The sequence below is a fragment of the Kitasatospora sp. NPDC058190 genome (genome assembly GCF_042883685.1).
Classification (GTDB): Bacteria; Actinomycetota; Actinomycetes; order Streptomycetales; family Streptomycetaceae; genus Kitasatospora.
The window spans coordinates 43,060-67,382 of record NZ_JBHVVI010000043.1; the positions used below are offsets into that span (position 1 = coordinate 43,060).

25 protein-coding genes are annotated in these 24,323 nt (G+C 71.9%); 3 read left to right on the forward strand and 22 right to left on the reverse strand.

From position 1 onward, the window contains the following. Nucleotides 1-40: 40 nt before the first annotated feature. From ACFVWU_RS20680 to arc, 19 genes are all read right to left on the reverse strand, one after another. Nucleotides 41-904, reverse strand: coding sequence for a dihydrodipicolinate synthase family protein (locus ACFVWU_RS20680; protein WP_387622910.1), 864 nt, complete (start codon nt 902-904; stop codon nt 41-43). A gap of 143 nt (nt 905-1,047) precedes the next feature. Further along, on the reverse strand, nt 1,048-2,499 hold the full coding sequence (locus ACFVWU_RS20685) for an NAD(P)/FAD-dependent oxidoreductase (RefSeq protein WP_387622850.1): 1,452 nt from the start codon (nt 2,497-2,499) through the stop codon (nt 1,048-1,050). Beyond that, on the reverse strand, nt 2,480-2,803 hold the full coding sequence (locus ACFVWU_RS20690) for a (2Fe-2S)-binding protein (protein WP_387622852.1): 324 nt from the start codon (nt 2,801-2,803) through the stop codon (nt 2,480-2,482). Before ACFVWU_RS20690 ends, ACFVWU_RS20685 begins: the two co-directional genes overlap by 20 nt. After that, on the reverse strand, nt 2,800-3,981 hold the full coding sequence (locus ACFVWU_RS20695; protein WP_387622854.1) for an NAD(P)/FAD-dependent oxidoreductase: 1,182 nt from the start codon (nt 3,979-3,981) through the stop codon (nt 2,800-2,802). The genes ACFVWU_RS20690 and ACFVWU_RS20695 overlap by 4 nt, the downstream gene beginning before the upstream one ends. Nucleotides 3,982-4,099: 118 nt before the next feature. Then, entirely contained in the window at nt 4,100-4,993 is an 894-nt protein-coding gene (gene tatC / locus ACFVWU_RS20700; protein ID WP_387622912.1) for a twin-arginine translocase subunit TatC, read from the reverse strand. 166 nt (nt 4,994-5,159) lie between these two features. Next, the gene (gene tatA, locus ACFVWU_RS20705) at nt 5,160-5,465 is read right to left on the reverse strand and encodes a Sec-independent protein translocase subunit TatA (protein WP_387622857.1); all 306 of its coding nucleotides are present in this window, start codon (nt 5,463-5,465) and stop codon (nt 5,160-5,162) included. Nucleotides 5,466-5,672: 207 nt separating this feature from the next. Then, nucleotides 5,673-5,849 carry a hypothetical protein gene (locus ACFVWU_RS20710; protein WP_387622859.1) on the reverse strand — a complete coding sequence of 59 codons (177 nt, stop codon included), beginning with the start codon at nt 5,847-5,849 and terminating at the stop codon, nt 5,673-5,675. 27 nt (nt 5,850-5,876) lie between these two features. Continuing rightward, entirely contained in the window at nt 5,877-6,107 is a 231-nt protein-coding gene (locus ACFVWU_RS20715; protein WP_387622862.1) for a hypothetical protein, read from the reverse strand. 3 nt (nt 6,108-6,110) lie between these two features. Next, on the reverse strand, nt 6,111-7,067 hold the full coding sequence (locus ACFVWU_RS20720; protein ID WP_316520336.1) for a WYL domain-containing protein: 957 nt from the start codon (nt 7,065-7,067) through the stop codon (nt 6,111-6,113). Beyond that, nucleotides 7,064-8,044 carry a helix-turn-helix transcriptional regulator gene (locus tag ACFVWU_RS20725; RefSeq protein ID WP_380610478.1) on the reverse strand — a complete coding sequence of 327 codons (981 nt, stop codon included), beginning with the start codon at nt 8,042-8,044 and terminating at the stop codon, nt 7,064-7,066. The genes ACFVWU_RS20720 and ACFVWU_RS20725 overlap by 4 nt, the downstream gene beginning before the upstream one ends. A 199-nt stretch (nt 8,045-8,243) precedes the next feature. After that, nucleotides 8,244-8,627: an FKBP-type peptidyl-prolyl cis-trans isomerase gene (locus ACFVWU_RS20730; protein ID WP_350523841.1), complete on the reverse strand. Its 384-nt coding sequence runs from the start codon at nt 8,625-8,627 to the stop codon at nt 8,244-8,246. 162 nt (nt 8,628-8,789) lie between these two features. Further along, nucleotides 8,790-10,106: an FKBP-type peptidyl-prolyl cis-trans isomerase gene (locus tag ACFVWU_RS20735; protein WP_387622866.1), complete on the reverse strand. Its 1,317-nt coding sequence runs from the start codon at nt 10,104-10,106 to the stop codon at nt 8,790-8,792. A gap of 216 nt (nt 10,107-10,322) precedes the next feature. Then, nucleotides 10,323-11,312 (reverse strand): FKBP-type peptidyl-prolyl cis-trans isomerase, encoded by a 990-nt coding sequence (locus ACFVWU_RS20740; RefSeq protein WP_387622869.1) that lies wholly within the window; start codon nt 11,310-11,312, stop codon nt 10,323-10,325. 137 nt (nt 11,313-11,449) lie between these two features. Further along, complete coding sequence (pafA, locus tag ACFVWU_RS20745) at nt 11,450-12,811, reverse strand: Pup--protein ligase (protein WP_380610481.1); 1,362 nt, start codon at nt 12,809-12,811, stop codon at nt 11,450-11,452. Between the two features lie 304 nt (nt 12,812-13,115). Continuing rightward, complete coding sequence (gene prcA, locus ACFVWU_RS20750) at nt 13,116-13,877, reverse strand: proteasome subunit alpha (protein ID WP_387622873.1); 762 nt, start codon at nt 13,875-13,877, stop codon at nt 13,116-13,118. Between the two features lie 31 nt (nt 13,878-13,908). Continuing rightward, nucleotides 13,909-14,751 carry a proteasome subunit beta gene (gene prcB, locus ACFVWU_RS20755; RefSeq protein WP_387622876.1) on the reverse strand — a complete coding sequence of 281 codons (843 nt, stop codon included), beginning with the start codon at nt 14,749-14,751 and terminating at the stop codon, nt 13,909-13,911. Between the two features lie 161 nt (nt 14,752-14,912). After that, nucleotides 14,913-15,131, reverse strand: a complete 219-nt coding sequence (locus tag ACFVWU_RS20760; RefSeq protein ID WP_030286125.1) for a ubiquitin-like protein Pup — start codon at nt 15,129-15,131, stop codon at nt 14,913-14,915. 183 nt (nt 15,132-15,314) lie between these two features. Then, nucleotides 15,315-16,826, reverse strand: a complete 1,512-nt coding sequence (gene dop / locus ACFVWU_RS20765) for a depupylase/deamidase Dop (protein ID WP_387622880.1) — start codon at nt 16,824-16,826, stop codon at nt 15,315-15,317. 228 nt (nt 16,827-17,054) lie between these two features. Further along, a complete protein-coding gene (gene arc, locus ACFVWU_RS20770) occupies nt 17,055-18,821 on the reverse strand; it encodes a proteasome ATPase (protein ID WP_387622883.1) in 1,767 nt (588 codons plus the stop codon). Between the two features lie 285 nt (nt 18,822-19,106). Here arc and ACFVWU_RS20775 point away from each other — a divergent pair, with 285 nt between their 5' ends. Beyond that, a complete protein-coding gene (locus ACFVWU_RS20775; RefSeq protein ID WP_387622886.1) occupies nt 19,107-19,409 on the forward strand; it encodes a ferredoxin in 303 nt (100 codons plus the stop codon). A 65-nt stretch (nt 19,410-19,474) separates the two neighbouring features. Here the strand turns inward: ACFVWU_RS20775 and ACFVWU_RS20780 are convergent, their stop codons facing one another. The 3 genes from ACFVWU_RS20780 to ACFVWU_RS20790 form a co-directional block, all read right to left on the reverse strand. Then, nucleotides 19,475-20,137: a hypothetical protein gene (locus ACFVWU_RS20780; RefSeq protein ID WP_387622888.1), complete on the reverse strand. Its 663-nt coding sequence runs from the start codon at nt 20,135-20,137 to the stop codon at nt 19,475-19,477. A 147-nt stretch (nt 20,138-20,284) separates the two neighbouring features. Next, nucleotides 20,285-21,244 (reverse strand): tRNA (adenine-N1)-methyltransferase, encoded by a 960-nt coding sequence (locus ACFVWU_RS20785; RefSeq protein ID WP_387622891.1) that lies wholly within the window; start codon nt 21,242-21,244, stop codon nt 20,285-20,287. Nucleotides 21,245-21,304: 60 nt separating this feature from the next. Next, entirely contained in the window at nt 21,305-22,516 is a 1,212-nt protein-coding gene (locus ACFVWU_RS20790; RefSeq protein WP_387622894.1) for a site-2 protease family protein, read from the reverse strand. 189 nt (nt 22,517-22,705) lie between these two features. Here ACFVWU_RS20790 and ACFVWU_RS20795 point away from each other — a divergent pair, with 189 nt between their 5' ends. Together ACFVWU_RS20795 and ACFVWU_RS20800 are read left to right on the forward strand one after the other, a co-directional pair. Further along, nucleotides 22,706-23,614, forward strand: coding sequence for a RecB family exonuclease (locus ACFVWU_RS20795; protein WP_387622897.1), 909 nt, complete (start codon nt 22,706-22,708; stop codon nt 23,612-23,614). Then, a complete protein-coding gene (locus tag ACFVWU_RS20800) occupies nt 23,614-24,285 on the forward strand; it encodes a response regulator transcription factor (protein ID WP_350523854.1) in 672 nt (223 codons plus the stop codon). The genes ACFVWU_RS20795 and ACFVWU_RS20800 overlap by 1 nt, the downstream gene beginning before the upstream one ends. Nucleotides 24,286-24,323: the final 38 nt, after the last annotated feature.

Below are 24,323 nucleotides of genomic sequence, written 5' to 3' on the forward strand. Positions count from 1 at the left end.
TGAGGCCGGCTGCCCCCGCAGCCGGCCGGGTGGTCACGGACTACGCGAGCCCCTCGGCCAGCGCCTTCTCGGTGGCCGCGCGCACGGCCGCCTCGACCTCCGGCGCCAGCGGCTGCCGCGGCGCCCGGACCGGGCCGCCGGGGCGCCCGGCGATGTCCATGGAGAGCTTGATGGCCTGGACGAACTCGGTCTTGGAGTCCCAGCGCAGCAGCGAGTGCAGCGACTTGTACAGCGGCAGCGCGATCTCCAGGTTGTGCTCGACGGCCGCGCGGTAGAGCGCCACCGAGGCCTCCGGCAGCGCGTTCGGGTATCCGGCGATCCAGCCGACCGCACCGGCCAGCGCCAGCTCCAGCAGCACGTCGTCGGCCCCGATCAGCAGGTCCAACCCGGGCGCCAGCTCGGCGAGTTCGTACGCCCGACGGACGTCCCCGCTGAACTCCTTGACGGCCACGATCGAGCCCTCGCCGTGCAGTCGGGCGAGCAGCGCGGGCACCAGGTCGACCTTGGTGTCGATCGGATTGTTGTACGCGACGACGGGCAGGCCCGCCTTGGCGACCTCCGCGTAGTGCGCGCGCACCGAGTCGTGGTCGGCCCGGTAGGCGTTCGGCGGCAGCAGCAGGACGGAGCCCGCCCCGGCCTCGGCGGCCTGCTCGGCCCAGCGGCGGGACTCGGCGCTGCCGTACGCGGCAACCCCGGGCATGACCCGGGAGCCGTCGCCGGCCGCCTCGATCGCCACCTCGACGACCCGGGCGCGCTCCTCGGCGGTGAGCGTCTGGTACTCGCCCAGCGAGCCGTTGGGGACGACGCCGTCGCAGCCGGACTCGATCAGCCAGCGGACGTGCTCGGCGTAGGCGTCGTAGTCGACGGAGAGGTCCGGGCGCAGCGGGATCGCGGTGGCGACCATGACGCCGCGCCAGGGACGGGTGGTGTCGTGCTGGGTGATGGACACGTTGAGCTCCTTGGTGAGGTGTGACATTTTATAAACGGGAACAGGCCGGAGACAAGAGTCCCCGCCCCGCGCGTTCGACGGACTGCCGGACTGTCGGACTAGCCGTCACCCGACGCCGACGCCGAACCCGACGCCGAACCCGGGCCCGATATCGACCCCGGGCCCCCCGCCGCCAGCTGCGCCAGCGGCACCGGGCAGGCCAGCGGCCGCCGATCAGCCCCGGACTCCGCGGCACCCGACAGACAGGCCACCGCCGGACCGCACATCCGCCCCTGGCACCAGCCCATCCCAGCCCGGGTGAGCAGCTTGACGGTCCGGGGATCGCCCGCGCCCAGCTCCTCCACCGCCTCCCGGATCCGCGCGACCGGCACTTCCTCGCACCGGCACACATCGGTCTCCGGCCGCAGCCACCCGGTCCAGCCGGCCCCCGGCCGGTGGGCGGCCGCCATCAGCTCGGCGAAGGCCCGCAGCCGCGCCCGCCGGCGCCGCAGCGCGGGCTCCGGCAGCGCCCCGGCGATCGCGTGCGCGGCCAGCTCCCCCTCGACCAGTGCGAGGTCCGCGCCGCCGACGCCGTTGGTCTCCCCCGCCGACCACAGCCCCGGCACCGAGGTGCGCAGCCCGGCGTCGACCCGCAGCGCGACCGCCCCGTCCGGCCCGGTCAGGGTGTCGGCGCCCAGCTCGGTGGCGAGGTCGATCTGCGGCAGCAGCCCGTGCCCGACGGCCAGCGCGTCGCAGTCGATCCGCCGCTCGGTGCCGGGGCGCGGTCGCCAGTCCGCGTCCAGCCGGGCCACCGTGACCCCGGTGACCCGGTCCGTCCCGTGGGCTTCCACGACGGCGCTGCGCCGCCGCAGCCGGACCCGGTGCCGCAGCAGCGCACTGCCGTGCCCGGCGCCCTCGACCAGCTTGGCGGGGACGGCCGCCAGCACGCCGGGGCGCCGGGCGTACCCGAGGTAGTCGCCCGCCTCGACCACCGCCGGGACCTCCGCCCCGGCACTGACCAGCGAGGAGGCCGCCGCGAGCAGCAGCGGCCCGCTGCCGGCCACCACGATCCGCCGCCCGGGCAGCACCAGCCCGGCCTTGAGCATCGCCTGCGCGCCGCCCGCGGTGACCACCCCGGGCAGGGTCCAGCCGGGGAAGGGCAGCTGCCGCTCGTACGCCCCGGTGGCGAGCAGCACCGTCCGGGCCAGGACGGTGTCCCGGTCGGTGGCCCGCGGCCCCCGGGTGACGTGCACCGCGAAGCCGTCCCCGGTCCGCTCCAGCGCCCAGACCTGGTGGCCGCCCCGGAACTCGGCCCGCTCGGCGGAGTCGAGCCGCGCGGCCAGCCCGGTGTAGGTCGACCAGCCGTGGTGCAGCCGGTCCGGACGGGCCGCGCCCAGTCCGGGCGCGGGGTGCCGGTAGTACTGCCCGCCGGTGCTCTGCCCGCCGTCCAGCAGGACGCAGCTCAGCCCGAGCTCGGCGGCGGTGACGGCGGCGGCCAGCCCGGCGGGCCCGGCCCCGACCACCGCGAGGTCGTAGCGGGAGTCACGGGGGTCAGACGGCGAGATCGGCACGGCCGTGGCCCTCCTGGGTGGTGACGACGGTGCCCGGCTCGGCGGGCAGCAGGCAGGTGCGTTGGTTGGGGCGGCCGTCCACGGTGGCCAGGCAGTCGAAGCAGGCGCCGATCCCGCAGAACGCCCCGCGCGGGCGCCCGCCGATCCGGGTGGTGCGCCAGGCGAGCACACCGTCGGCCCAGAGCGCGGCGGCGATCGACTGCCCGGACAGCGCGGGGACGGCCCGCCCGTCGAACTCGATGTGGTGGGCGGGCCCGGGCCGGGCCTCGACCAGCCCGGCGGGGGTGCGGGGACGACGGGTCACGGCTTCTCCAAGGAGTCTGACGCGGCCGGGAACCGGTCCGCACGGAACGGCGCGAGGTCCAGCTCCGGCTGCTTCCCGGTCAGCTGCTCGCTGATCAGCAGCCCGGTGGCCGGCGCCAGCCCGATCCCGGCACCCTCGTGGCCGCAGGCGTGGTGGAGCCCGGGCACCCGGGGGTCGGCCCCGACGGCGGGCAGGTGGTCCGGCAGGTACGGGCGGAAGCCCCGGTAGACGCGCATCACGGCGACGTCCGCGAGCACCGGGAACAGCGCCGCGGCCTGGCCGGCCAGTCGGCGCAGCACCTCCTGGGACAGGGTGCGGTCGAAGCCGACCCGCTCCCGGCTGGCCCCGATCAGCACCGGCCCGCCGGGGGTGCCCTCGACCACGGCGGAGGTCTGCAGCCCGGCCGAGCCGCTGGCGACGTCGGCCACGTAGTCGGCGGCGTAGACCTTGTGCCGGACGATCCTCGGCAGCGGCTCGGTGACCAGCACGAAGCCGCGCCGGGGCAGCACCGGCAGGTGCACTCCGGCGAGGGCGGCCAGCTCGCCGCCCCAGGTGCCGGCCGCGTTGACCACGGCGGGCGCGGCCAGTCGGCGCCGGTCGGTCCGTACGCCGCGCACCGCGCCGTCCGACCCCAGGTCCACGGCCGTCACGCTCTCCCCGGTGATCAGCTCGGCACCCATCAGGCGGGCCTCGCGCAGCAGGTGGGCGGCGGCCAGGGCGGGCTGGACCTGGGCGTCCTGGGGGTAGTGGAAGCCGCCGGCCAGCCCGGGAGCGAGGTGCGGCTCCAGCTCGCGCAGCCGCTCGGCGGGGACCTCCTCGGCGGCCACCCCGGCCGCGGCCTGCCCGGCGGCGAAGGCCCGCAGCGCCTGTTGCCCGTCCGCCGTCGAGGCGACCACCACGCCGCCCTTGGGCTCGTACTCCACGGCCGGACCGAGGTCCTCGGCGAGCTCGCGCCAGAGCCGGGTGCTGAGCAGGGCGAGGTCGAGCTCGGGCCCGGGTTCCTTGTCGGAGACCAGCAGGTTGCCCTCGCCCGCCCCGGTGGTACCCCCGGCCACCGGCCCGCGGTCGACGACGGCGACGGCGAGCCCGGCGCGGGCGGCGTAGTAGGCGCAGGCGGCGCCGACGACTCCGGCGCCGACGACGACGACGTCCAGGGGAGGTCTCTGGGTCTTCAGCACGCCAGTAATATGTCACATGCCATCGACGCTGCCAAGACCGCCCGGAGCGGCAGGGCGGCAAAAAGCCCCGGCCCGCCGCGGGAGGCGGCGGGCCGGGGCTTCACGAGGACCTACGGGCTCAGGTGATGTCGTCCATCTGCTCGTGCCGCCCGGACGACACCGGCGCGGCACTGGCCGTCGGCGCCGCCGAGGCGCTCACCGACTCCGCGCCGTCGACCTCCTGCACCGTGAGGTCCAGGTGCGAGGCCTCCTCGTCGTCCAGGTCGGCGTCCGGGTTGTTGCGCCGCTTGCGCCGGTCGTTGAGCAGCGCGACGGCCACCGCGGCGAAGTACAGCGCCCAGATCGGCATGGCCAGCAGCAGCATGCTGATCGGGTCGGCGCCCGGGGTGGCGAACGCGGTGAACACGGTGATGCCCATGACCATCCCGCGCCACCAGCTGAGCAGCCGCTTGCCGGTCACGATGCCGACCATGTTGAGCATCACCAGCAGCAGCGGGAACTCGAAGCCCAGACCGAAGACCAGCACCATCCGGGTGGCGACGTCGAAGTAGTCCTCGGGCGGCAGGATCGGCGTCGTGTCGCTCGGGGTGAACGAGATCAGCATCTCGACCATGGTCGGCATCACCCAGATGGCGCACGCCACACCCGTCAGGAACAGCGGGGCGCCGCAGGCCATGAAGATGACCGCGTACTTCTTCTCGTGCCGGTGCAGGCCGGGCGCCACGAAGGCCCACACCTGGTACAGCCAGACCGGGACGGCCGCCACCACGCCCGCGGTCAGCGCGACCTTCAGCATCCAGTTGAAGCCGGCAGTGAGGCCGATGTTGGACACCTGGGCGCAGCGCCCGTGGTAGTCGCCCGAGTTCTGCTTGTCGCACTGCGGCAGCGGTTCGAGCAGGAAGTGCTCGATCTGCTTGTGGTAGATCGCCGCGATGATCGCGAACAGCACGATCGCCAGGACCGACTTGACCACGCGGTTGCGCAGTTCCCGCAGGTGGTCGGCGAGGGCCATCCGCCCCTCAGGATCCTTGGGTGCCTTCTTCGGCGCCTTGGAGAGCTTGCTCAACCCCGGTCCTCAACTCGTGCGTCGAGGCCCGCCGGTCGACGGGCCTCCATGGTCGCGTGCGCCGCCCGCGTCGCCTGCGCCACGTACGTCGTGTACGTCACGTACGCCGCGCTCAGTGCGGGCGGTCGTCGGGCGCGGACGGCCCGGCGCCCGGCTCGGCCACCGGCCGGGCCGTGGCCGACGCGCCCGGAGCCGTCTGGATGGTCTTGACGGACGACCTCGCCGCGCCGTCGACCCGCGGCGCGGCCGGCGCCGCGCTCCCGGCCGAATCGCCGTCCGAGCGCATCGCCTTGGTCTCGCTCCTCAGGATCCGCAGTGACTGCCCCAGCGAGCGCGCCAGATCGGGCAGCCGCTTGGATCCGAACAGCACGATGGCGAACACCACGATCACCACGATCGCGGTCACCGACAAGCGCATGCGCCGACCACCTTCAGCCTCCACGGCCCGACAGGCCGCCCGCCGCGGATGGTAACCGCTGCGGATGACGCCCCGACGACGGCCGCCCGAACAGGACAGCGGCTCCCGGTTCGCAGTTCAGGAGCCACCTGAGAGCGTAACCCGCCCCTACCTCGGTCCAGCAGCCCCCGTACCGCCGATGCCCCGGTGAGCCACCCGAAATTCCGCCTAACGGTTCGGAACCGCCGAGGCCAGCTCCCCCGCCGCCTCGGTCAGCGCCCGCGAGGCCGCGTCCACGCCCTTGGCCAGCGCCCGTACGTCCATCCAGAGCCGGATCGCGAGTACCCCGAGAACCAGCAGGCCCGCGGTGGCGAGCAGGACGGCGGCGACGAGCATCCAGGACATGCGCCCCACCCTATCGCCAGGCTCGCGCTACCCCTCGGCCGGGACGAGCCGCATGGTGCGGACCCCCGCCCCGGTGAGCGCCTCGACGATCTTCTCCCCGGCCGGCTTGCGCACCGCCGCCCCGCAGAGCGGACAGCCGAAGCTGTAGTGCGCCTGCGCCGAGGTCCGACCGAGGGTCAGCCGGAACTCCTCGGCCGGGAGCTCCACCTTCTCCCGGCACTCCGAGCAGTACACCTTGAATCTGGTCCCGGGCTCCACCGGTCAGACCTGCCCCTCCCCGTAGGCGGCCAGCGCCTCCCGCGCGGCCGAGCGCGCCTGCTCGGCCAGCTCGGGCGGCGAGACGATCCGGCCGTCCCGGCCCAGCCGCAGCGCCAGCGGGCGCAGCTGGGAGGGGTCGGCGCTGCGCAGGGTGATCCGCAGCCCGCCGTCGGGCAGCTCCTCAGCGCGGTCGTGGGTGTAGTACTCGGCCACCCAGCGCCCGCCGGAGGAGACCTCCACCACCACCTCGGGGTCGTCCGCCGCCGGGTTGACCAGCCCGCCGCTCAGGTCGCGCGGCTCGCGCCGGGGCGGGTCGGCCGGGACGTCCAGGACGCGGATCTCGGCGACCCGGTCCAGCCGGAACATCCGGTGGTCCTCGGAGGTGCGGCACCAGGCCTCGAGGTAGGTGTGGCCCTCGGTGAGCAGCCGGATCGGGTCGACCTCGCGCTCGGTCATCCCGCCGCGCCCGTGCGAGTAGTAGCGCAGCCAGAGCCGGCGGCCCTCGCTGAGCGCGCGGTCGATGTCGGCGAAGACGTGGCTCTCGGCCTCGAAGGTCACGCCGACCCGGGCGCTGCCCTCGGCGCTCTCCCCGGCCGCGTTCTCGATCTTGGCGACGGCCCGGGTGAGCGCCTCCCGGTCCCCGGCCCGCAGGCCCGGCAGCCCGGCCACCGCGCGGGCGGCCACCAGCAGCGCGGTGGCCTCGTCGGCGGCCAGCCGCAGCGGCTGGGCCACGTCGTCGACGTTGTGCCACCAGATCCGCTCACCGTCGGTGTCGATGTCGAGCAGGTCTCCGCCGCGGAAACTGGTGCCGCACATCGGCAGCACGTTGAGGTCCCCGATCAGCTCGCGCTCGCTGATCCCGAAGGCCCGGGCCACCTCGGCGACCTCGGCCCCGGGCCGCTCGCGCAGGTAGGTGACCAGCGACAGCATCCGTCGCGTCTGGTCGATCGCATTACTCATGCCCGTACGTCCTCCGAGTCCAGCCCCGCGACCGCCCGCAGCCGGTCGATCACATCCGCCCGCAGCTCCTCCGGCCCGAGCACCAGCACGTCCGGCCCGAACTCCGCGAGGTCGGCGCCCAGCCCGTTGCCGTACGGGATCTCCAGCTCGTCCCAGCCCTCGTCCACGCGGCTGCTGTTCAGCGCCTTGGTGCGCAGCGGGAAGCCGGCACCCCGGCGAACCCGGACGGTCGCGGTGGCGGTGGCGCCCTCCCCGGCGAACTTGGCCACCGTGGCCCGCACGTCCACGTGCTCGGGCACCGTCCCGAGGAAGGCCCCGCTCTTCGCCTTCACCTTGCCGGTGATCCGGCTGAGCCGGAACACCCGGGCGTCGCCCCGGTCGCGGTCGTACCCGGCCAGGTACCAGTGCCCGCGCCAGCACTCCAGCGCCCACGGCTCGACGCTGCGCTGCTCGACGGCGGCGGCCCCGGCCTTGCGGTACTCGAAGGTCACCGGACGGCGGTCCCGGGCGGCGGTGAGCAGCGGCTCGAACGCGGCCTCCCGGGCGGGGATGCGCGGCTCCAGGGCGGTCCGGCCCTCGGCCTCGCTGAACGGCACGCCGGCCGCGCGCAGCTTCTGCAGCGCGCCGCTGGCCGCGCCGGACATCTTGGCCTGCTGCCAGACCCGGGCGGCCAGGGTGAGCGCGGCGGCCTCCTCGGCGTCCAGCGCGATCTCGGGCAGCCGGTTGCGGTCGGCGCGGGCGAGGTAGCCGAGCTCGCCGTCCAGGGCGCTCTCGTCGACGTCGATCACCAGGCCGAGCTCGCGCAGGTCGTCCTTGTCCCGCTCGAACATCCGGTTGAAGGCGTCCTCGCTGCTGTTCTGCCAGGCTTCACGGTACGCCTCGATGGATTCCCGCAGCTCCTTCTTGGAGAGCGGACGTCTGGTGTTCATCAGGCACAGGGCGAGATTCATCAGCCGCTCTGCCTTGGCGATCGCCATCGCTGACCCTTCCGGTGTGCCGCGCCGCGCGCGGGGTGCGCCAACCGGGCGATCCTCACCCGGCGGGACCGACCGTACCGGTAGCGGTACGCACTGCAAAAGCCGCGTCCCACGCCTGATCCCCACGACGTGCCGTTCGGGCCCGAACACGGCCTCGGGCCGGGCCCCCGGAGGGGTCCGGCCCGAGGTCAGGGCAGGCTCAGACGGCCAGCAGGTCGACCACGAAGATCAGGGTCGAGCCGGCCGGGATGGCCGGGGTCGGCGACTGGTTGCCGTACGCCAGGTGCGACGGGATGGTCAGCTCACGGCGGCCGCCGACCTTCATGCCGACGACGCCCTGGTCCCAGCCCTTGATGACGCGGCCGCCGCCCAGCGGGAAGCGGAACTCGTTGGGGCTCCGGTTCCAGCTCGCGTCGAACTCCTCGCCGGTCTCGAAGGTCACGCCGACGTAGCGGACGCTGACGTTCTGACCCTTCTTGGCCTCCGCGCCGTCGCCCACGACGATGTCACGGATCTGCAGCTCCGTCGGGGCGTCGCCGATCGGGAAGTCGATCTCAGGCTTCTCGTTGAGGTTGACGCTCACAGTCCCTCTTCTCACGTTCGCGTTGCTTACACGACCAAGCGGCGGGCACCCGCACCCCAGGTCCGTTCTTGGACCACGGTACGGGCGCCCGCCGCCCGTAGGGCTCCGGCCACGCGGCCGGACCCGAAGGTCACACGCCCTCTATTGTCACCCGAAAGTGGATCAGCCCTGACCGGCGTCCAGAATGTCCACCACGAAGACCAGGGTCGCACCGGGCGGGATGTCGCCCTGGCCCTTGTCCCCGTAGCCCAGCGAGGCCGGGATCACCAGCTCGACCCGGCTGCCGACGGTCTGGCCCACCAGCCCCTGGTCCCAGCCCTGGATGACCTGGCCGCCGCCGACCGGGAAGGAGAACGCCTGGCCCTTGCTGAGCGAGGAGTCGAAGATCTTGCCGTCCTTGGCCAGCGCGCCGGTGTACTGGACGACGACCTTCTCGCCCTTCTCCACCGCCGGCCCGGTGCCCTTGATCAGGACGTGGGTCTTCAGCTCGGTCGGGTCCTTGGCGCCCGCCACCGGGGTGATGTCGGCCGGCTTCTTGCCGTTGTCCTTGACCTGCGGGAAGTCCGCCGGCGGCGGGGTGACGGTACCGCTCACCACGGCGTCGGGCGCGTTGCTGTTGCGGACGTCGATCACGAAGATCAGGTCGTCCTTGGCGCCGATCGACATGTCCGGCTTGCCCTGCGAGCCGAAGGCGGCGGCCGGCGGGGCCACCACCAGCAGCCGGCTGCCGGCCTTCTTCCCGACCACGGCCTGGTCCAGCGCCGGGATCAGCGCGTCGGTGCCGGCCTGGAAGATCTGCGGCTTGCCGTTGTTGTCGTACGAGCTCGGGATGTCCTTGCCGGTGTTCCAGTCCTTGGCGGTGTAGTCCACCGAGGTCCAGGAGTTCTTGTCCACCTTGGGGCCGTTGCCCTCGGACAGCACCTTCACCACGAAGGAACCGTCGGACTTGTCGCCCGGCACCTGGATGTCGGCCTTCTTGCCGAAGTCACCGGTGACCGTCGGCAGCACCTTGGCACTGTCCTTGATCGGCGGCACCGGCTCGGCGCTCGGCGTGGGCGGCGCGGTTGCCACATCCGGCTTGGCGGCCGAGGCGCTGTCCTTGGAGGAGTCGCCCTTGTTCACCACGTAGAGCGTGATGCCGCTGCCGACCAGCAGCACGGCCAGCACCGTGCCGAGGATCACGCCCAGCTTGCCCACGCTCGGCGGGTTCTCGTCGTACCCGGCCTCCGAGGCGTCGGCCTTGCGCACGTTGCTGGCGAAGATCTGCGGGGCGTCGTCCGTCGTGGTGCCACCCGTGGCGCGCGACTTCTCGCCGGGCTGCGCCCAGCCGGCCTGCTGCGCCAGGATCGCCGGGGGAACGACGATCGACTCGCGATCCCCGGCAACCGGGCCGCCGGGACGAGAGGCGGCCGGGTCACCCGCAGAGCTGTCGTTCGCCGCGGTGCCGGCCCCGCCCGGGCTCGGCGTCTTCTCAGTCATGACTCCCCATCCATCTCGCCACGAGGTCTTCCAGGTCTGCGCCCGGCGTGCTGACCGCCGGCCTGCCGCCGCACCGCCCGCCCCGGACCTCGGCGCCGGGCGGCGCCTGCCACAGTGCGAGGGCAGTATGACAGCTCAGGATGAGGGCGGACGCTTCGTTGTACGAGCGTCCGCCCAAGCGTACGGAATCCTGCGGGTGACTTCCTAGAGCGCCCGCTAGACGGCTTCCAGGATGTCGATCACGAAGACCAGCGTGGAGTTCGCCGGAACCGCGCCCTGCGCCTGGTCCTTGTACCCGAGCGACGGCGGCACCACCAGCTGGATCCGGCTGCCCACGTTCTGCCCGACCAGACCCTTGTCCCAGCCCTCGATCACGCTGCCGGTGCCGATCTGCACCGCCTGCGCGCCACCGTGCGTCCAAGAGGAGTCGAACTGCTGCCCGTTGCTCCACAGCACCCCGGTGTACTGCACCACCAGGGTCTGCCCGGGCTTGACCGGCTTGCCCTCGCCCTTGATCAGCACCGACTGCTGCAGGTCGGTGGGTGCGGCCTGCCCGGCCGGGATGGTGATCGTCACCGGCGCCTTGCCGTTGTCCTTGACCTGCGGCGACGTCGCGGCGGGCTCGGTCATGGTCCCGGTCAGGGTGGCGTCCTGCGGCACGCTCTCGACGATGTCCAGCACGAACACCACGGTGTCCCCCGAGCCCACGCCCAGCTGGCCGGAGCCCTTGTCCGCGAAGGCCGCCGCCGGCGGGGCCACCACCAGCAGCCGGGTGCCCACCTTCTTGCCGATCACGCTCTGGTCCAACGCCGGCACCAACTGCCCGCTGCCGGCCTGGTAGAGCTGCGGCTTGCCGTTGTCGTCGTACGAGCTGGGCAGGTCCTTGCCGGTGGTCCAGTCCTTCGCCGAGTAGTTGACGGTCACCCAGTCGCCCTTGTTGACCGTCGACCGATCGCCCTCGACCACCGTGTTCACCACGAACTGACCGCTCGGCTGCTGGCCCTCGGGGATGGTGATGGTGGCCTTGCTGCCGAAGCCGCCACCCGAAAGAGTGGGCATCGGCGAGGCCTCGGAGACCGGCGTGGGCACCGTCGGCGCGGCCGTCGCGGTGGACGGCGTCGCCGGGCCGGCCGCCTTGGTCGAGCTGCTGCAGGCGACCGCGAGCAGCAGCGGCAGGGTGAGAAGCAAACCGGCGGTGCGGCGCACGGTGGTCCTAACTGTCGATCGAAGTCGGCTCTCGTGACTCGACGGACAGCGTATGCCCGGCACGCGTCCGGCCCCGGTAGACACCACCGGGGCCGGACGCGCCATCGCGATCATGGCGCCTTGATCACGTTCGGTCGCTACATCCCCGCGATCAGCTTCTCCACCCGCTCGTCCACCGAACGGAACGGGTCCTTGCACAGCACCGTGCGCTGCGCCTGGTCGTTCAGCTTCAGGTGCACCCAGTCCACCGTGAAGTCCCGGCGCTGCTCCTGCGCCCGCCGGATGAAGTCCCCGCGCAGCCGGGCCCGGGTGGTCTGCGGCGGGATCGACTTGGCCTCGAAGGTCTTGAGGTCGGTGGTCACCCGCTGCGCCTGGCCCTTGCCCTGGAGCAGGTAGAACAGGCCGCGACGGCGGTGGATGTCGTGGTACGCGAGGTCGATCTGGGCCACCCGCGGGTTGGACATGCTCATCTGGTGCTTCTCGCGGTAGCGCTCGATGAGCTTGTACTTCATGATCCAGTCGATCTCGGTGGCCACCCCGTCGAGCCGCTCGGTGCGCACGGCCTCCAGGGTGCGGCCCCACAGGTCGAGCACCCGGGCGATGGTGCCGGTGTTGATCCCCTTGCGGTCGGCGAACTCCAGGGCCTTGGAGTAGTACTCCTCCTGGATGTCCAGCGCGCTGGCCTCGCGGCCGTTGGCCAGGCGCACCTGGTGGGTACCGGTGAGGTCGTGGCTGACCTCGCGGATCGCCCGGATCGGGTTCTCCAGGGTGAGGTCGCGCATCACCACGCCGGCCTCGATCAGCCGCAGCACCAGGTCGGTGGCGCCGACCTTGAGCAGCGTGGTGGTCTCGGACATGTTGGAGTCGCCGACGATCACGTGCAGCCGGCGGTAGCGCTCGGCGTCCGCGTGCGGCTCGTCCCGGGTGTTGATGATCGGACGGGAGCGGGTGGTCGCCGAGCTGACGCCCTCCCAGATGTGCTCCGCCCGCTGGCTGACGCAGTACACCGCGCCGCGCGGGGTCTGCAGCACCTTGCCCGCGCCGCAGATCAGCTGGCGGGTCACCAGGAACGGGATCAGCACGTCGGCCAGCCGGGAGAACTCGCCGTGCCGGGCCACCAGGTAGTTCTCGTGGCAGCCGTAGGAGTTGCCGGCCGAGTCGGTGTTGTTCTTGAAGAGGTAGACGTCCCCCGCGATGCCCTCCTCGTGCAGCCGCCGCTCGGCGTCCACCAGGAGTCCTTCGAGGATGCGCTCGCCCGCCTTGTCGTGCGTCACCAGCTCGACCACGTCGTCGCACTCGGGGGTGGCGTACTCGGGGTGGGAGCCGACGTCGAGGTAGAGCCGGGCGCCGTTGCGCAGGAAGACGTTGCTGCTGCGGCCCCAGGAGACGACCCGGCGGAACAGGTACCGCGCCACCTCGTCCGGCGACAGCCGTCGCTGCCCGCGGAACGTGCAGGTCACGCCGTACTCGTTCTCCAGCCCGAAAATCCGGCGGTCCATGAGCACCTTCTTTCGAGGGAAACCACCGACCTCAGCCAGCGGTCGAATCGGATCCTGAAACTGGCATCGCGGAGCGACACAGCGTAGTAGCCTGATCACCTGCCGTCAGGCGGCGGGCAGGGCTTGTCCGGGGCCAGCCGTCAGGTTGGCTTGAAGCTCCACGGCCCTGGCCGTTGGGGAGGAGTCACGAGCACTCCTATCTGGTCGGAGTTCTCTCAACCTCCGCGGGGCCGCGCAGGCCGCCGCAGGGGGATCGGAGTCCCGTACGACGGCGGGCAGCGCCGTCGTACGGGACTCCGCCGTACTACTCGTCCGACGGCGGGGTGGCCGCCGGGTTCTCCTCGTCGTCCGCCTCGGCGGACTGGTCCCCGTCGAGCAGCCGGCCGAGCTGGTTGCCCAGGATCCGCTTGAACTTGCGCTGCTGGAACCGCTGGCGGTCGAGGACCGCGACCTCCAGCTGCTCCGGGGTGAGGGTGCGCGGGCTGCCGCCGTTGGGGTCGCGGGCGAGCGAGTCCACGGCCACCTTCACCGCCTCGGTCAGGCTCAGGCCGACGCGGTGACGCTGGCCCAGGTAGTTGCCGATCGAGTCGGCGTTGCCGCCGACCACGACGTAGTTCTTCTCGTCGACGACCGAGCCGTCCGGGGTGAGCCGGTAGATCTGGTCGTTGTCGGCGGTACGGCCGACCTCGGCCACGATCAGCTCGACCTCGTACGGCTTCTCGCCGACCGAGGAGAAGATGGTGCCCAGGGTCTGGGCGTACACGTTGGCGAGGCCCCGGGCGGTGACGTCGGCCCGGTCGTAGGAGTAGCCGCGCAGGTCGGCGTAGCGGACGCCGCCGATGCGCAGGTTCTCGAACTCGTTGTAGCGACCGACCGCCGCGAAGGCGATCTTGTCGTAGATCTCGGAGACCTTGTGGAGGGCTCTGGAGGTGTTCTCCGCGACGAAGACGATGCCGTCGGCGTAGGTGAGCACGACCACGCTGCGGCCGCGCGCGATGCCCTTGCGGGCGTACTCCGCGCGGTCCGCCATGGCCTGCTGGGGCGAGACGTAGAACGGTGTCGACACCGGCGGTCGTCCCTTTCCTGTGAGGTGATGGCTAGATCAGCGGGGCCTGCGGGCCGTTGGGGCGGGTCAGGCGCTCGTCGGTGATGGCGACGGCGATCTGTGCGACCTCCGCCTCGGTGAGCCGGCGGAAGCCGTCCTCGGTGATGAGAGAGACGATCGGGAAGATCTTCCGCGCCAGGTCCGGGCCGCCGGTGGCGGAGTCGTCGTCCGCCGCGTCGTAGAGCGCCTGGACGACCAGGGTGACGGCCTGGTCGGCCGTCAGGTCGTCGCGGTAGAGCTTCTTCATCGAGCCGCGGGCGAAGACCGAGCCCGAACCGGTGGCGGCGAAGCCGCGTTCCTCGGAACGCCCGCCGGTGACGTCGTAGTTGAAGATCCGGCCGCGGCCGCGGTCCAGGTCGTAGCCCGCGAACAGCGGCACGACCGCGAGGCCCTGCATCGCCATGCCCAGGTTGCCCCGGATCATGGTGGTGAGCCGGTTGGCCTTGCCCTCCAGGGAGAGCGTGGTTCCCTCGATCTTCTCGTAGTGCTCCAGCTCCAACTGGAACAGCCGGACCATCTCGACCGCGAGGCCGGCGGTGCCGGCGATGCCGACCGCGCTGTACTCGTCGGCCGGGAACACCTTCTCGATGTCGCGCTGGGCGATGACGTTGCCCATGGTCGCCCGGCGGTCACCGGCGATCACCACACCGCCGTCGAAGACCGCGGCCACGATCGTGGTCCCGTGCGGCGCCTCCACCACGGCACCCTCGGGGAGCCCGGCCCGGCCGGGGAGCAGCTCCGGCTTGTGCTCGGCGAGGAAGTCGAGGAACGAGGATGACCCCGGGGTCAGGAAGGCAGCCGGTAGACGCCCGGTGCCACGAGTGTTGGCTTCCACACGATTCCTTCCAGGTAGCTTGAAGCGCGCAATGCCCGCACCCTACCCGCCGACGATCACTGTCCACGCCTGGAGGGGCCGGTGCCGGGCGGCCGGGCGGCCGACGCCGCCCGACCGCCCAGGACTGTCGCGACCGTGAATTCCCGAATACCGGGGACGGGCTATTGCCCACCCTTTTGGACAAAGCCCCTCACGAAATCTTCCGCGTTCGACTCCAAGACCTCGTCGATTTCGTCCAGCACCGCGTCGACGTCGTCGCTCAGCTTTTCCTGGCGCTCCTTGAGGTCGTCGGAATTCTGGGTTTCCGCGACCTGCTCCTCTACCTCCTCGGAGGAGCGGTTTGCCCGCTGCTGGCCGCCGCCGGTGTCCTTGCTCGCCATTTCCCTCACCCCGCTCGAATCGTCTGGCACGGTTTGGCTGGTCGGTCGTTGCCGGTTGGCACCGACCCTATACACAAGGTGCGACTGCCGCTCCCGGTTCGCCGGTGACGCTTCCTGTCCAACACCCGCTGCCACCCCGGATGATTCCCATTCGGCGGACGTTCACCCATGGTGATCGAAAAGTTACCCGCCGGCCAGGACGCGGAGCAGGTCCTCCGCCGTGCGGCAGCGGTCCAGCAGCTCCTTGACGTGGTTCCGGGTCCCGCGCAGCGGCTCCAGCGTGGGCACCCGCTGCAGCGAGTCCCGGCCCGGCAGGTCGAAGATCACCGAGTCCCAGGAGGCCGCCGCGACGTGGTCCGCGTACTGCTCGAGGCAGCGTCCGCGGAAGTACGCCCTGGTGTCCTCCGGGGGCTTGGAGACGGCCCGCTCGACCTCCTCCTCGGACACCAGCCGCTCGAACCGGCCACGGGCCACCAGACGGTTGTAGAGGCCCTTCTCGGGCCGTACGTCGCTGTACTGGAGGTCGACCAGGTGCAGCCGCGGATTGTCCCACTCCAGGGCGTCCCGGCTGCGGTAGCCCTCCAGGATCTCCCGCTTGGCGATCCAGTCCAGTTGCCGGGAGAGCGACATCGGGTCGCGCTCCAGCCGTCCGAGGACGTCCTCCCAGCGCGTCAGCACGTCCACGGTCTGCTCGTCGGCGTCGGTCCCGAAGCGGTCCTCGACGTACTTGCGGGCCAGTTCGAAGTACTCGAGCTGGAGCTGGACGGCGGTGAGCTTGCGCCCGTTGCGCAGGGTGATCAGGTGCTTGAGCGTCGGGTCGTGGGAGACCCGGTGCAGGGTGCGCACCGGCTGGTCGACGGCGAGGTCGGAGGCGATGAAGGAGTCCTCGATCATCGACAGGACCAGCGAGGTGGTGCCCAGCTTGAGGTAGGTGGAGATCTCGGAGAGGTTGGCGTCCCCGATGATCACGTGCAGCCGGCGGTACTTCTCGGCGTCGGCGTGCGGCTCGTCCCGGGTGTTGATGATCGGCCGCTTGAGGGTGGTCTCCAGGCCGACCTCGACCTCGAAGTAGTCCGCCCGCTGGCTGATCTGGAAGCCGTTCGCCGAGCCGTCCTGGCCGATGCCGACCCGGCCGGCGCCGGCGACCACCTGGCGGGAGACGAAGAACGGGGTGAGGTGGCGGACGATGTCGGCGAACGGCGTCGCCCGCTTCATCAGGTAGTTCTCGTGGGTGCCGTAGGAGGCGCCCTTGTTGTCGGTGTTGTTCTTGTACAGGTGGATGGTCTGCCCGTTGGGTAGCTCCAGCGCGCGCTGCGCGGCGGCCGCCATGATCCGCTCGCCGGCCTTGTCCCACAGCACGGCGTCGCGCGGGTTGGTCACCTCGGGCGAGCTGTACTCGGGGTGCGCGTGGTCCACGTAGAACCGGGCCCCGTTGGTGAGGATGACGTTGGCGAGGCCGATGTCCTCGTCGGTCAGCTGGCTGGCGTCCGCCACCTCGCGCGCGAGGTCGAAGCCCCGCGCGTCGCGCAGCGGGTTCTCCTCCTCGAAGTCCCAGCGGGCCCGCCGTGCCCGGTGCATCGCCGCCGCGTAGGCGTTGACGATCTGGGACGAGGTGAGCATGGCGTTGGCGTTGGGGTGCCCGGGCACGGAGATCCCGTACTCGGTCTCGATGCCCATCACGCGCCGTACGGTCATGCGGCCCTCCTTGCCCGGTGCGCCGCCCCCGACGGACGGAACACGCTGACGTACCGCTGAACAACACCGACGCCGGCGAGCTGCCCGCGGACGGTGGGTCGAGCCTAGAACCCGGCGCCGACCGGCGGGCCCCGAGACGCGCCGTCCGGCTGCGGGGCCGCGAGGCGCCACAGCCGGACGGTGTGCGTACAGCTCCGGGGACCGCAGCCGGCCCGGGTAACCGCGTGCTTACAGGTACTGCCCCGTGTTGGCGACAGTGTCGATGGAGCGGCCGGACTCGGCGCCCTGCTTGCCGGTGACCAGCGTGCGGATGAAGACGATCCGCTCGCCCTTCTTGCCGGAGATGCGGGCCCAGTCGTCCGGGTTGGTGGTGTTGGGCAGGTCCTCGTTCTCCTTGAACTCGTCCACGCAGGCGGCGAGCAGGTGGGAGACGCGCAGACCGCGCTGACCGTGGTCGAGGAAGTCCTTGATGGCCATCTTCTTCGCGCGGTCGACGATGTTCTGGATCATCGCGCCGGAGTTGAAGTCCTTGAAGTACAGGACCTCCTTGTCACCGTTGGCGTAGGTGACCTCCAGGAAGCGGTTCTCCTCGGTCTCGGAGTACATCCGCTCCACGACCGACTGGATCATCGCCGCCACCGTGGCCTCGACGGAGCCGTCGTGCTCCTTGAGGTCGTCCGGGTGGAACGGCAGCGAGTCCTTGAGGTACTTGGAGAAGATGTCCTTCGCCGCCTCGGCGTCCGGGCGCTCGATCTTGATCTTGACGTCCAGGCGGCCGGGCCGCAGGATCGCCGGGTCGATCATGTCCTCGCGGTTCGAGGCGCCGATGACGATGACGTTCTCCAGGCCCTCCACGCCGTCGATCTCGGCGAGCAGCTGCGGGACGATGGTGTTCTCCACGTCCGAGCTGACGCCCGAACCGCGGGTGCGGAACAGCGACTCCATCTCGTCGAAGAAGACGATGACGGGCGTGCCCTCGCCCGCCTTCTCCCGGGCCCGCTGGAAGACCAGGCGGATCTGCCGCTCGGTCTCGCCCACGTACTTGTTGAGCAGCTCGGGGCCCTTGATGTTGAGGAAGTAGCTCTTCCCCTGGGGGCGGCCGGTGACCTCGGCGACCTTCTTGGCCAGCGAGTTGGCGACCGCCTTGGCGATCAGCGTCTTGCCGCAGCCGGGCGGGCCGTAGAGCAGCACGCCCTTGGGCGGGCGCAGCTCGTACTCCTTGAAGAGGTCGGCGTGCAGGTAGGGCAGCTCGACCGCGTCGCGGATCAGCTCGATCTGGTTGCTCAGGCCGCCGATCTGGCGGTAGTCGATGTCCGGGACCTCCTCGAGGACCAGCTCCTCGACCTCGGCCTTCGGCACGACCTCGTACACGTAGCCGGAGCGGGGCTCCAGCAGCAGGGCGTCCCCCGCCCGGACGGTGGCCCCCCGCAGCGGTTCCGCGAGGCGCACCACGCGCTCCTCGTCGGTGTGGCCGAGGACCAGGGCCCGCTCGCCGTCCTCGAGGACCTCCTTGAGGGTGACGATCTCGCCGATGCGCTCGAAGGCCATCGCGTCCACGATGTTGAGGGCCTCGTTGAGCATCACTTCCTGGCCGCGCCGCAGCTCGTCCAGGGCGACGTTCGGGCTGACGTTGACGCGGAGCTTGCGCCCGCCGGTGAAGATGTCGGCGGTGCCGTCCTCGTTCGCTTCGAGGAAGGTGCCGAAGCCGGCCGGGGGCTGTGCCAGCCGGTCCACTTCCTCCTTGAGGGCCACGATCTGGTCGCGGGCCTCGCGCAGGGTGGAGGCGAGCCGTTCGTTCTGGGCGGTCACGCCGGCCAGGTTGGTCTGGAGCTCGACGATCCGCTCTTCGAGGATTCTCGAATTGCGCGGCGAGTCGGCGAGCTTGCGGCGCAGCACGGCGATTTCCTGCTCAAGGTACGAGACCTGAGCGGCCTCCTCGGAACCACGAGCGGGCCTGCCGGTGCTGCGGTTGTAGTCGTCATCGTGGGTTGCCACGGTCCTCACCTCCTCCGGGGAGCTGGACGCTTCCAGACCCTACCTGGGACCAGGGGTCCGTAAACCCCTAGATCAAGAAAGATGGAACGGGCGTGTCCGATCTTCGCCCCAGCGTGCTTCCCCTCTGCTAAGGGGATACCCACCGCGCACCTCTCAAAGCAGGCCAGATGTATCGTCGAGCGAAGTGATATCCGATCGCGACCGCAGTGCTGGGTCCGATCGTTGTACGAATGGCGGGATTGCTCCAGGAATAGGGGCGACCCGGGACAGAAACGGCAGGGAACCATGTCGGTGACCGAGCAGACGGCGACGACCGAGGAGCTGGAGGTGTGGATCGACCAGGATCTGTGCACCGGCGACGGCATCTGCGCCCAGTACGCGCCCGAGGTCTTCGAGCTGGACATCGACGGACTGGCGTACGTGAAGGGCCCGGACGACGAGTTGCGCCAGCAGCCCGGGGAGACCGCCCCGGTGCCGCTGACGCTCCTTCAGGACGTGGTGGACTCGGCGAAGGAATGCCCCGGCGACTGCATCCACGTGCGCCGGGTCGCCGACCGGGTCGAGGTGTACGGCCCGGACGCGGAGTGAGTCGCCGGGCCGTGTCCGACGATTCGCGCCCGGCGGGAATTGTCGGACGGGCCTGAGGCCGGGCCTCAGGCCCGGCTGACCGGGGCGGCGGACTGGGTGCGTTCCCAGCCGCCGCCCTTGCGCGTCCAGGTGAGGTCGAGTGAGATGTCGGGCCGGAAGCGCGGCACGTCCTCGCTCGAATACCCCTGCGCGTGGCCGGTGATGGTGCCGTCGGAGCGCACCGCGAGCCGGCTCAGCGTGAGGTTCTCGCGCTCGGTCAGCAGGGTGGCGACCACCGTCGGGCGCTCGTCGGCGCCGAAGCCGAGCAGGTAGACGGAGTCCGGCGGGGTGCCGGTGTCGGCGGCACACTGCGCGGCGACGACCGTGCCCGGCCGTCCGTCACCGAGCTCGGCGGGCACGCTGAGCACCGTCTTGATCGGGAACGGGCCGCAGTCCATCGGCAGTTGGGCCTTGGTCGGGTCGGGGGCGGCGCTCGCGGCGAGGGCCTCGGGGGCGCCGCCGCGCACGGGCACCGGGGTGCCGGTCGCCGTGGAGGCGGCGAGGGCCGCGGCCACCACCGCGCCGCAGCCGGCCAGGGCGAGGGCCCAGTGCCAGGGGGCGGTGCGCGCGTGCCCGGGCCGGGTGCCGCCCTTCGGTGTCTGCTGTCCAGCCGTCGCCGTCGTCCCGACCGCGGTCTCCACCAGGCGTCCCCTCCAGAGTTCCAGGAGCTGGTCTGCGTGCGCGAGCATCGTCCCACACGGTGCCCATGGACTCCCGGCCGGGGAGCCGAAGTGCGCGCCGGTGCCGGGTCAGGAGCGACCGGAGGCGAGCCGACCACAACGGAAAGGGGTGGTGCGGGCTTCACGCCCGCACCACCCCTTGCGTGTTGTCGGGTGTCAGCCCAGGTCGGGTTGCTCGGACTCGGCGTCACGGGCGGCCTTGCGGGCCGCGGCGCGCTCCTGCAGGGTCGGCTCGGGCGCCCCGCTGTCGTAGTCCTCGCCGTAGGCGCCCTTGGCCGGGCGGCGGCGGCGCAGCGGCGGCTCGACGCCGTCCGCCAGGCGGCGGGCGGTGAGCAGGAAGCCGGTGTGGCCGATCATCCGGTGGTCCGGGCGGACGGCCAGGCCCTCCAGGTGCCAGGTGCGGACCATGGTCTCCCAGGCCTGCGGCTCGGTGAAGGTGCCGTGCTCGCGCAGCGCCTCGACGGTCCGGGACATCTGCGTGGTGGTGGCCACGTAGCAGCAGATGAGGCCGCCGGGGACGAGCGCCTTGGAGGCGACGTCCAGGCACTCCCAGGGGGCCAGCATGTCCAGGATGATGCGGTCGACGTCGGTCTCGACCAGGTTGTCCTGGAGGTCGCCGACGGTGAGCTTCCACGCCGGGTGCGGGCCGCCGAAGTAGCGCTCGACATTGCCCTGGGCGATGTCCGCGAAGTCCTGGCGGCGCTCGTAGGAGGCCAACATGCCCTGCTCGCCGACGGCACGCAGCAGGTACATGCTGAGCGCGCCGGAGCCGACGCCGGCCTCGACGACGCGGGCGCCGGCGAAGATGTCGGCCATCGCCAGGATCTGCCCCGCGTCCTTGGGGTAGATCACGGCGGCGCCGCGCGGCATGGACAGGACGTAGTCGGGGAGCAGGGGGCGCAGCGCGAGGTACGGGACGTTCCCCGTGGTGCGCACGACCGTGCCCTCGGAGGCGCCGATCAGCTCGTCGTGGGGGAACGCACCCTTGTGGGTGTGGAACTGGTTCCCGGCCTGGAGCGTGAACGTGTAGTGGCGACCCTTGGGGTCGGTCAGCTGGACCTGGTCCCCGACCTGGAAGGGCCCGCGTCGGCGGGCGGCACCGGTCGGTTCGGACATGCGGACAATCCTAAGGGAAGCGCGCCGTCCTGCCTTACCGGGCCCCGGGCAGCGTACGGGTCAGCGGCCGGTGACGGCTGCGGTCAGGCGCTGCTCGATGTCGGTGAGCGCGGCGACGCCGTACACCCGGCCGTCCGGCTCGACCACCAGGTACTCCCCCGCGGGGGTGGCCTGGATGGCCCGCAGCAGGGCCTCGCCGCGCAGGTCGGCGTCGAGTCGCAGCCCGGGTTCGAGGTCACGGGCGAGCGGGCCGACGGCCACCCAGGGGCGGCGGTGCTCGGGCACGGCCCGTACCGCGGACTCGCGGACGATGGCGATCGGCTCGCCCCGGCCGTCCACCACGACCACCGCGCCGGCCTGGGCCTCGCGGGCACGGCGCATCGCCTCGCCGAGCGGGGTGTCGGCAGTCACCTCGACGGCCCGGCGGGCGAAGTCGCGCAGCCGCAGCTCGGGCAGCACCTCCTTGAGCCGGGCGTTGCGCAGGCTGCCGGTGGCGCCGTTCCAGATGATCGCGGCCAGCACGGCGGCCAGCACCGCGTCCACCAGGGTGTCGGTGGTGGTGCGCTCGGCCCCGCGGGAGGCGCTGACCAGCGGCAGGCCGATCAGCACGGCGATCGCCAGCACCCGGCCGACCCAGGCGGCGGCCACGGTGCCGGTCATCGCCTTCCCGCTGATCGCCCAGACCACGGCGCGCAGCATCCGGCCGCCGTCCAGCGGCAGACCGGGCAGCAGGTTGAAGGCGGCGACGACCAGGTTGGAGATCATCAGGCCGGTGAGCAGCACCCCGGGCACGGTGGACAGCTCGACGGCGCGCAGCGCGAGGTAGAAGACCCCGCCGAGGACCAGTGAGAGCAGCGGGCCGACGAAGGCCAGCCAGAACTCGCGCCAGGGGGTCTCGGCCTCGTTCTCGATCTCGGAGACGCCGCCGAAGAACTGCAGCTGGATCCGCCGCACCCCGAGTCCGTAGCGCAGCGCGACCAGGGTGTGGGCCAGCTCGTGCACCAGCACGGAGGCGTAGAAGGCGACCGCGAAGAAGAAGGCCAGCAGGTAGCGGACGCCGCTGCCGAGCTCGGGCAGGACGTCGCCGAGCTGTCCGCCGAACACCCAGGTGATCAGGGCGGCGATGACGAACCAGGAGGGGGTGACGTAGACGGGCACGCCGAAGGGGCGCCCCATCAGGAGGCCGCCGCCGCGCTCCGGTGCCCGCCCGCCCGGGCGGTCACCGTCCTGCGGTGACTGGTCGGAGGTCTGCTGCCCCCTGGTGTCGCTCACCGTGTTCCCTTCGGTCGTCCCACCGTCGTGCCCCCGGTGCGCCCACGCTACGTGATCGCGGCCTTCCGGTGCCGCGCGCCCCTCTGTCAGCCTTCATACCCACTGGACCGGTCCCGGATCGACCCCGGACCGACGGTCTGGCAGCACGGTGGCAGCGGGATGACAGCAAAGGGCAATAGGGTCGTAGCCATGCAGCAGACCGACACCAGCAGTGCCGCCGAAGCGCCGGTGCGCCCGGCGGCGCCCCCGACCGGGCTGTCCCCGTCGCGTGCGGGGGACTTCCTCACCTGTCCACTGCTGTACCGGCTGCGGGTGATCGACCGGCTGCCCGAGCCGCCGAGCGCGGCGGCGACCAGGGGCACGCTGGTGCACGCGGTGCTGGAGCGGCTGTTCGACAGCCCGGCGACCGAGCGGACGCCGGAGCGGGCGCTGGGCCTGCTGCGCCCGCAGTGGGAGCGGCTGCTGGGCGAGCGCCCGGAGCTGGGCTCGCTGTTCCCGGACGATCCGGACGGCGCGGCGCTCACCCGCTGGCTGGCGGACGCCGAGAAGCTGGTCGGCCAGTGGTTCCGGCTGGAGGACCCGACCCGGCTGCACCCGGTGGAGCGCGAGCTCTACGTGGAGACGGCCCTGGAGTCGGGGCTGCTGCTGCGCGGCTACATCGACCGGGTGGACGTCGCCCCGACCGGTGAGGTCCGGCTGGTGGACTACAAGACCGGCCGGGCGCCCTCGCGGGACTTCGAGGGCAAGGCGATGTTCCAGATGAAGTTCTACGCGCTGGTGGTGTGGCGCTGGAAGGGTGTGATCCCCAAGCGCCTCCAGCTGGTCTACCTCGGCGGCGGCGGGGACGTGGTCAGCTACGACCCGGACCAGGCCGACCTGCTCGCGGTGGAGCGCAAGCTGCAGGCGCTGTGGGAGCGGATCAGCCACGCGGTGGCCACCGGGGACTTCCCGGCCACCCGCAACCGCCTCTGCGACTGGTGCGACCACCAGGCCCGCTGCCCGGAGTTCGGCGGCACCCCGCCGCCGTACCCGCTGCCGCTGGCGCGTACATCGGATGAGAGCGATCCCACGGGGGATCCGATGAGCAAGGAGTCCTAGTGACGATCCGAGTGCTGCTGGTCGACGACCAGCCGCTGCTGCGCACCGGTTTCCGGATGATCCTGGAGGCCGAGTCCGACCTGGTGGTGGTCGGGGAGGCCGGCGACGGTCAGCAGGCGCTGGACCAGGTCCGGGCGTTGCAGCCCGACGTGGTGCTGATGGACATCCGGATGCCGCGGATGGACGGCGTCGAGGCGACCCGCCGGATCGCCGGTCCGGGGCGGGACGGCCCGGCCAAGGTGCTGGTGCTGACCACCTTCGACCTGGACGAGTACGTGGTGGAGGCGCTGCGCGCGGGCGCCAGTGGCTTCCTGCTGAAGGACGTCCCGGCGGAGGAGCTGGTGCAGGCGATCCGGGTGGTCGCGGACGGCGCGGCGATGCTGGCGCCGAGCATCACCCGCCGACTGCTGGACATGTACGCCACCAAGCTGCCCTCGGGCGACGAGGCGCCACCGCAGGCGCTGAGCGCGTTGACCGAGCGGGAGTTGGAGGTGCTGAAGCTGGTGGCGCGCGGGCTGTCGAACGCGGAGATCGCGGCCGAGCTGTTCGTCAGCGAGACGACCGTGAAGACCCACGTCGGCCATGTGCTGACCAAGCTGCAGCTGCGCGACCGGGTGCAGGCGGCGGTGTACGCCTACGAGAGCGGGCTGGTGCGCCCGGGCACCCTGTAGACACCGCGGCGGCCCGCCGCCTCTCCCGGGTCCGGGGG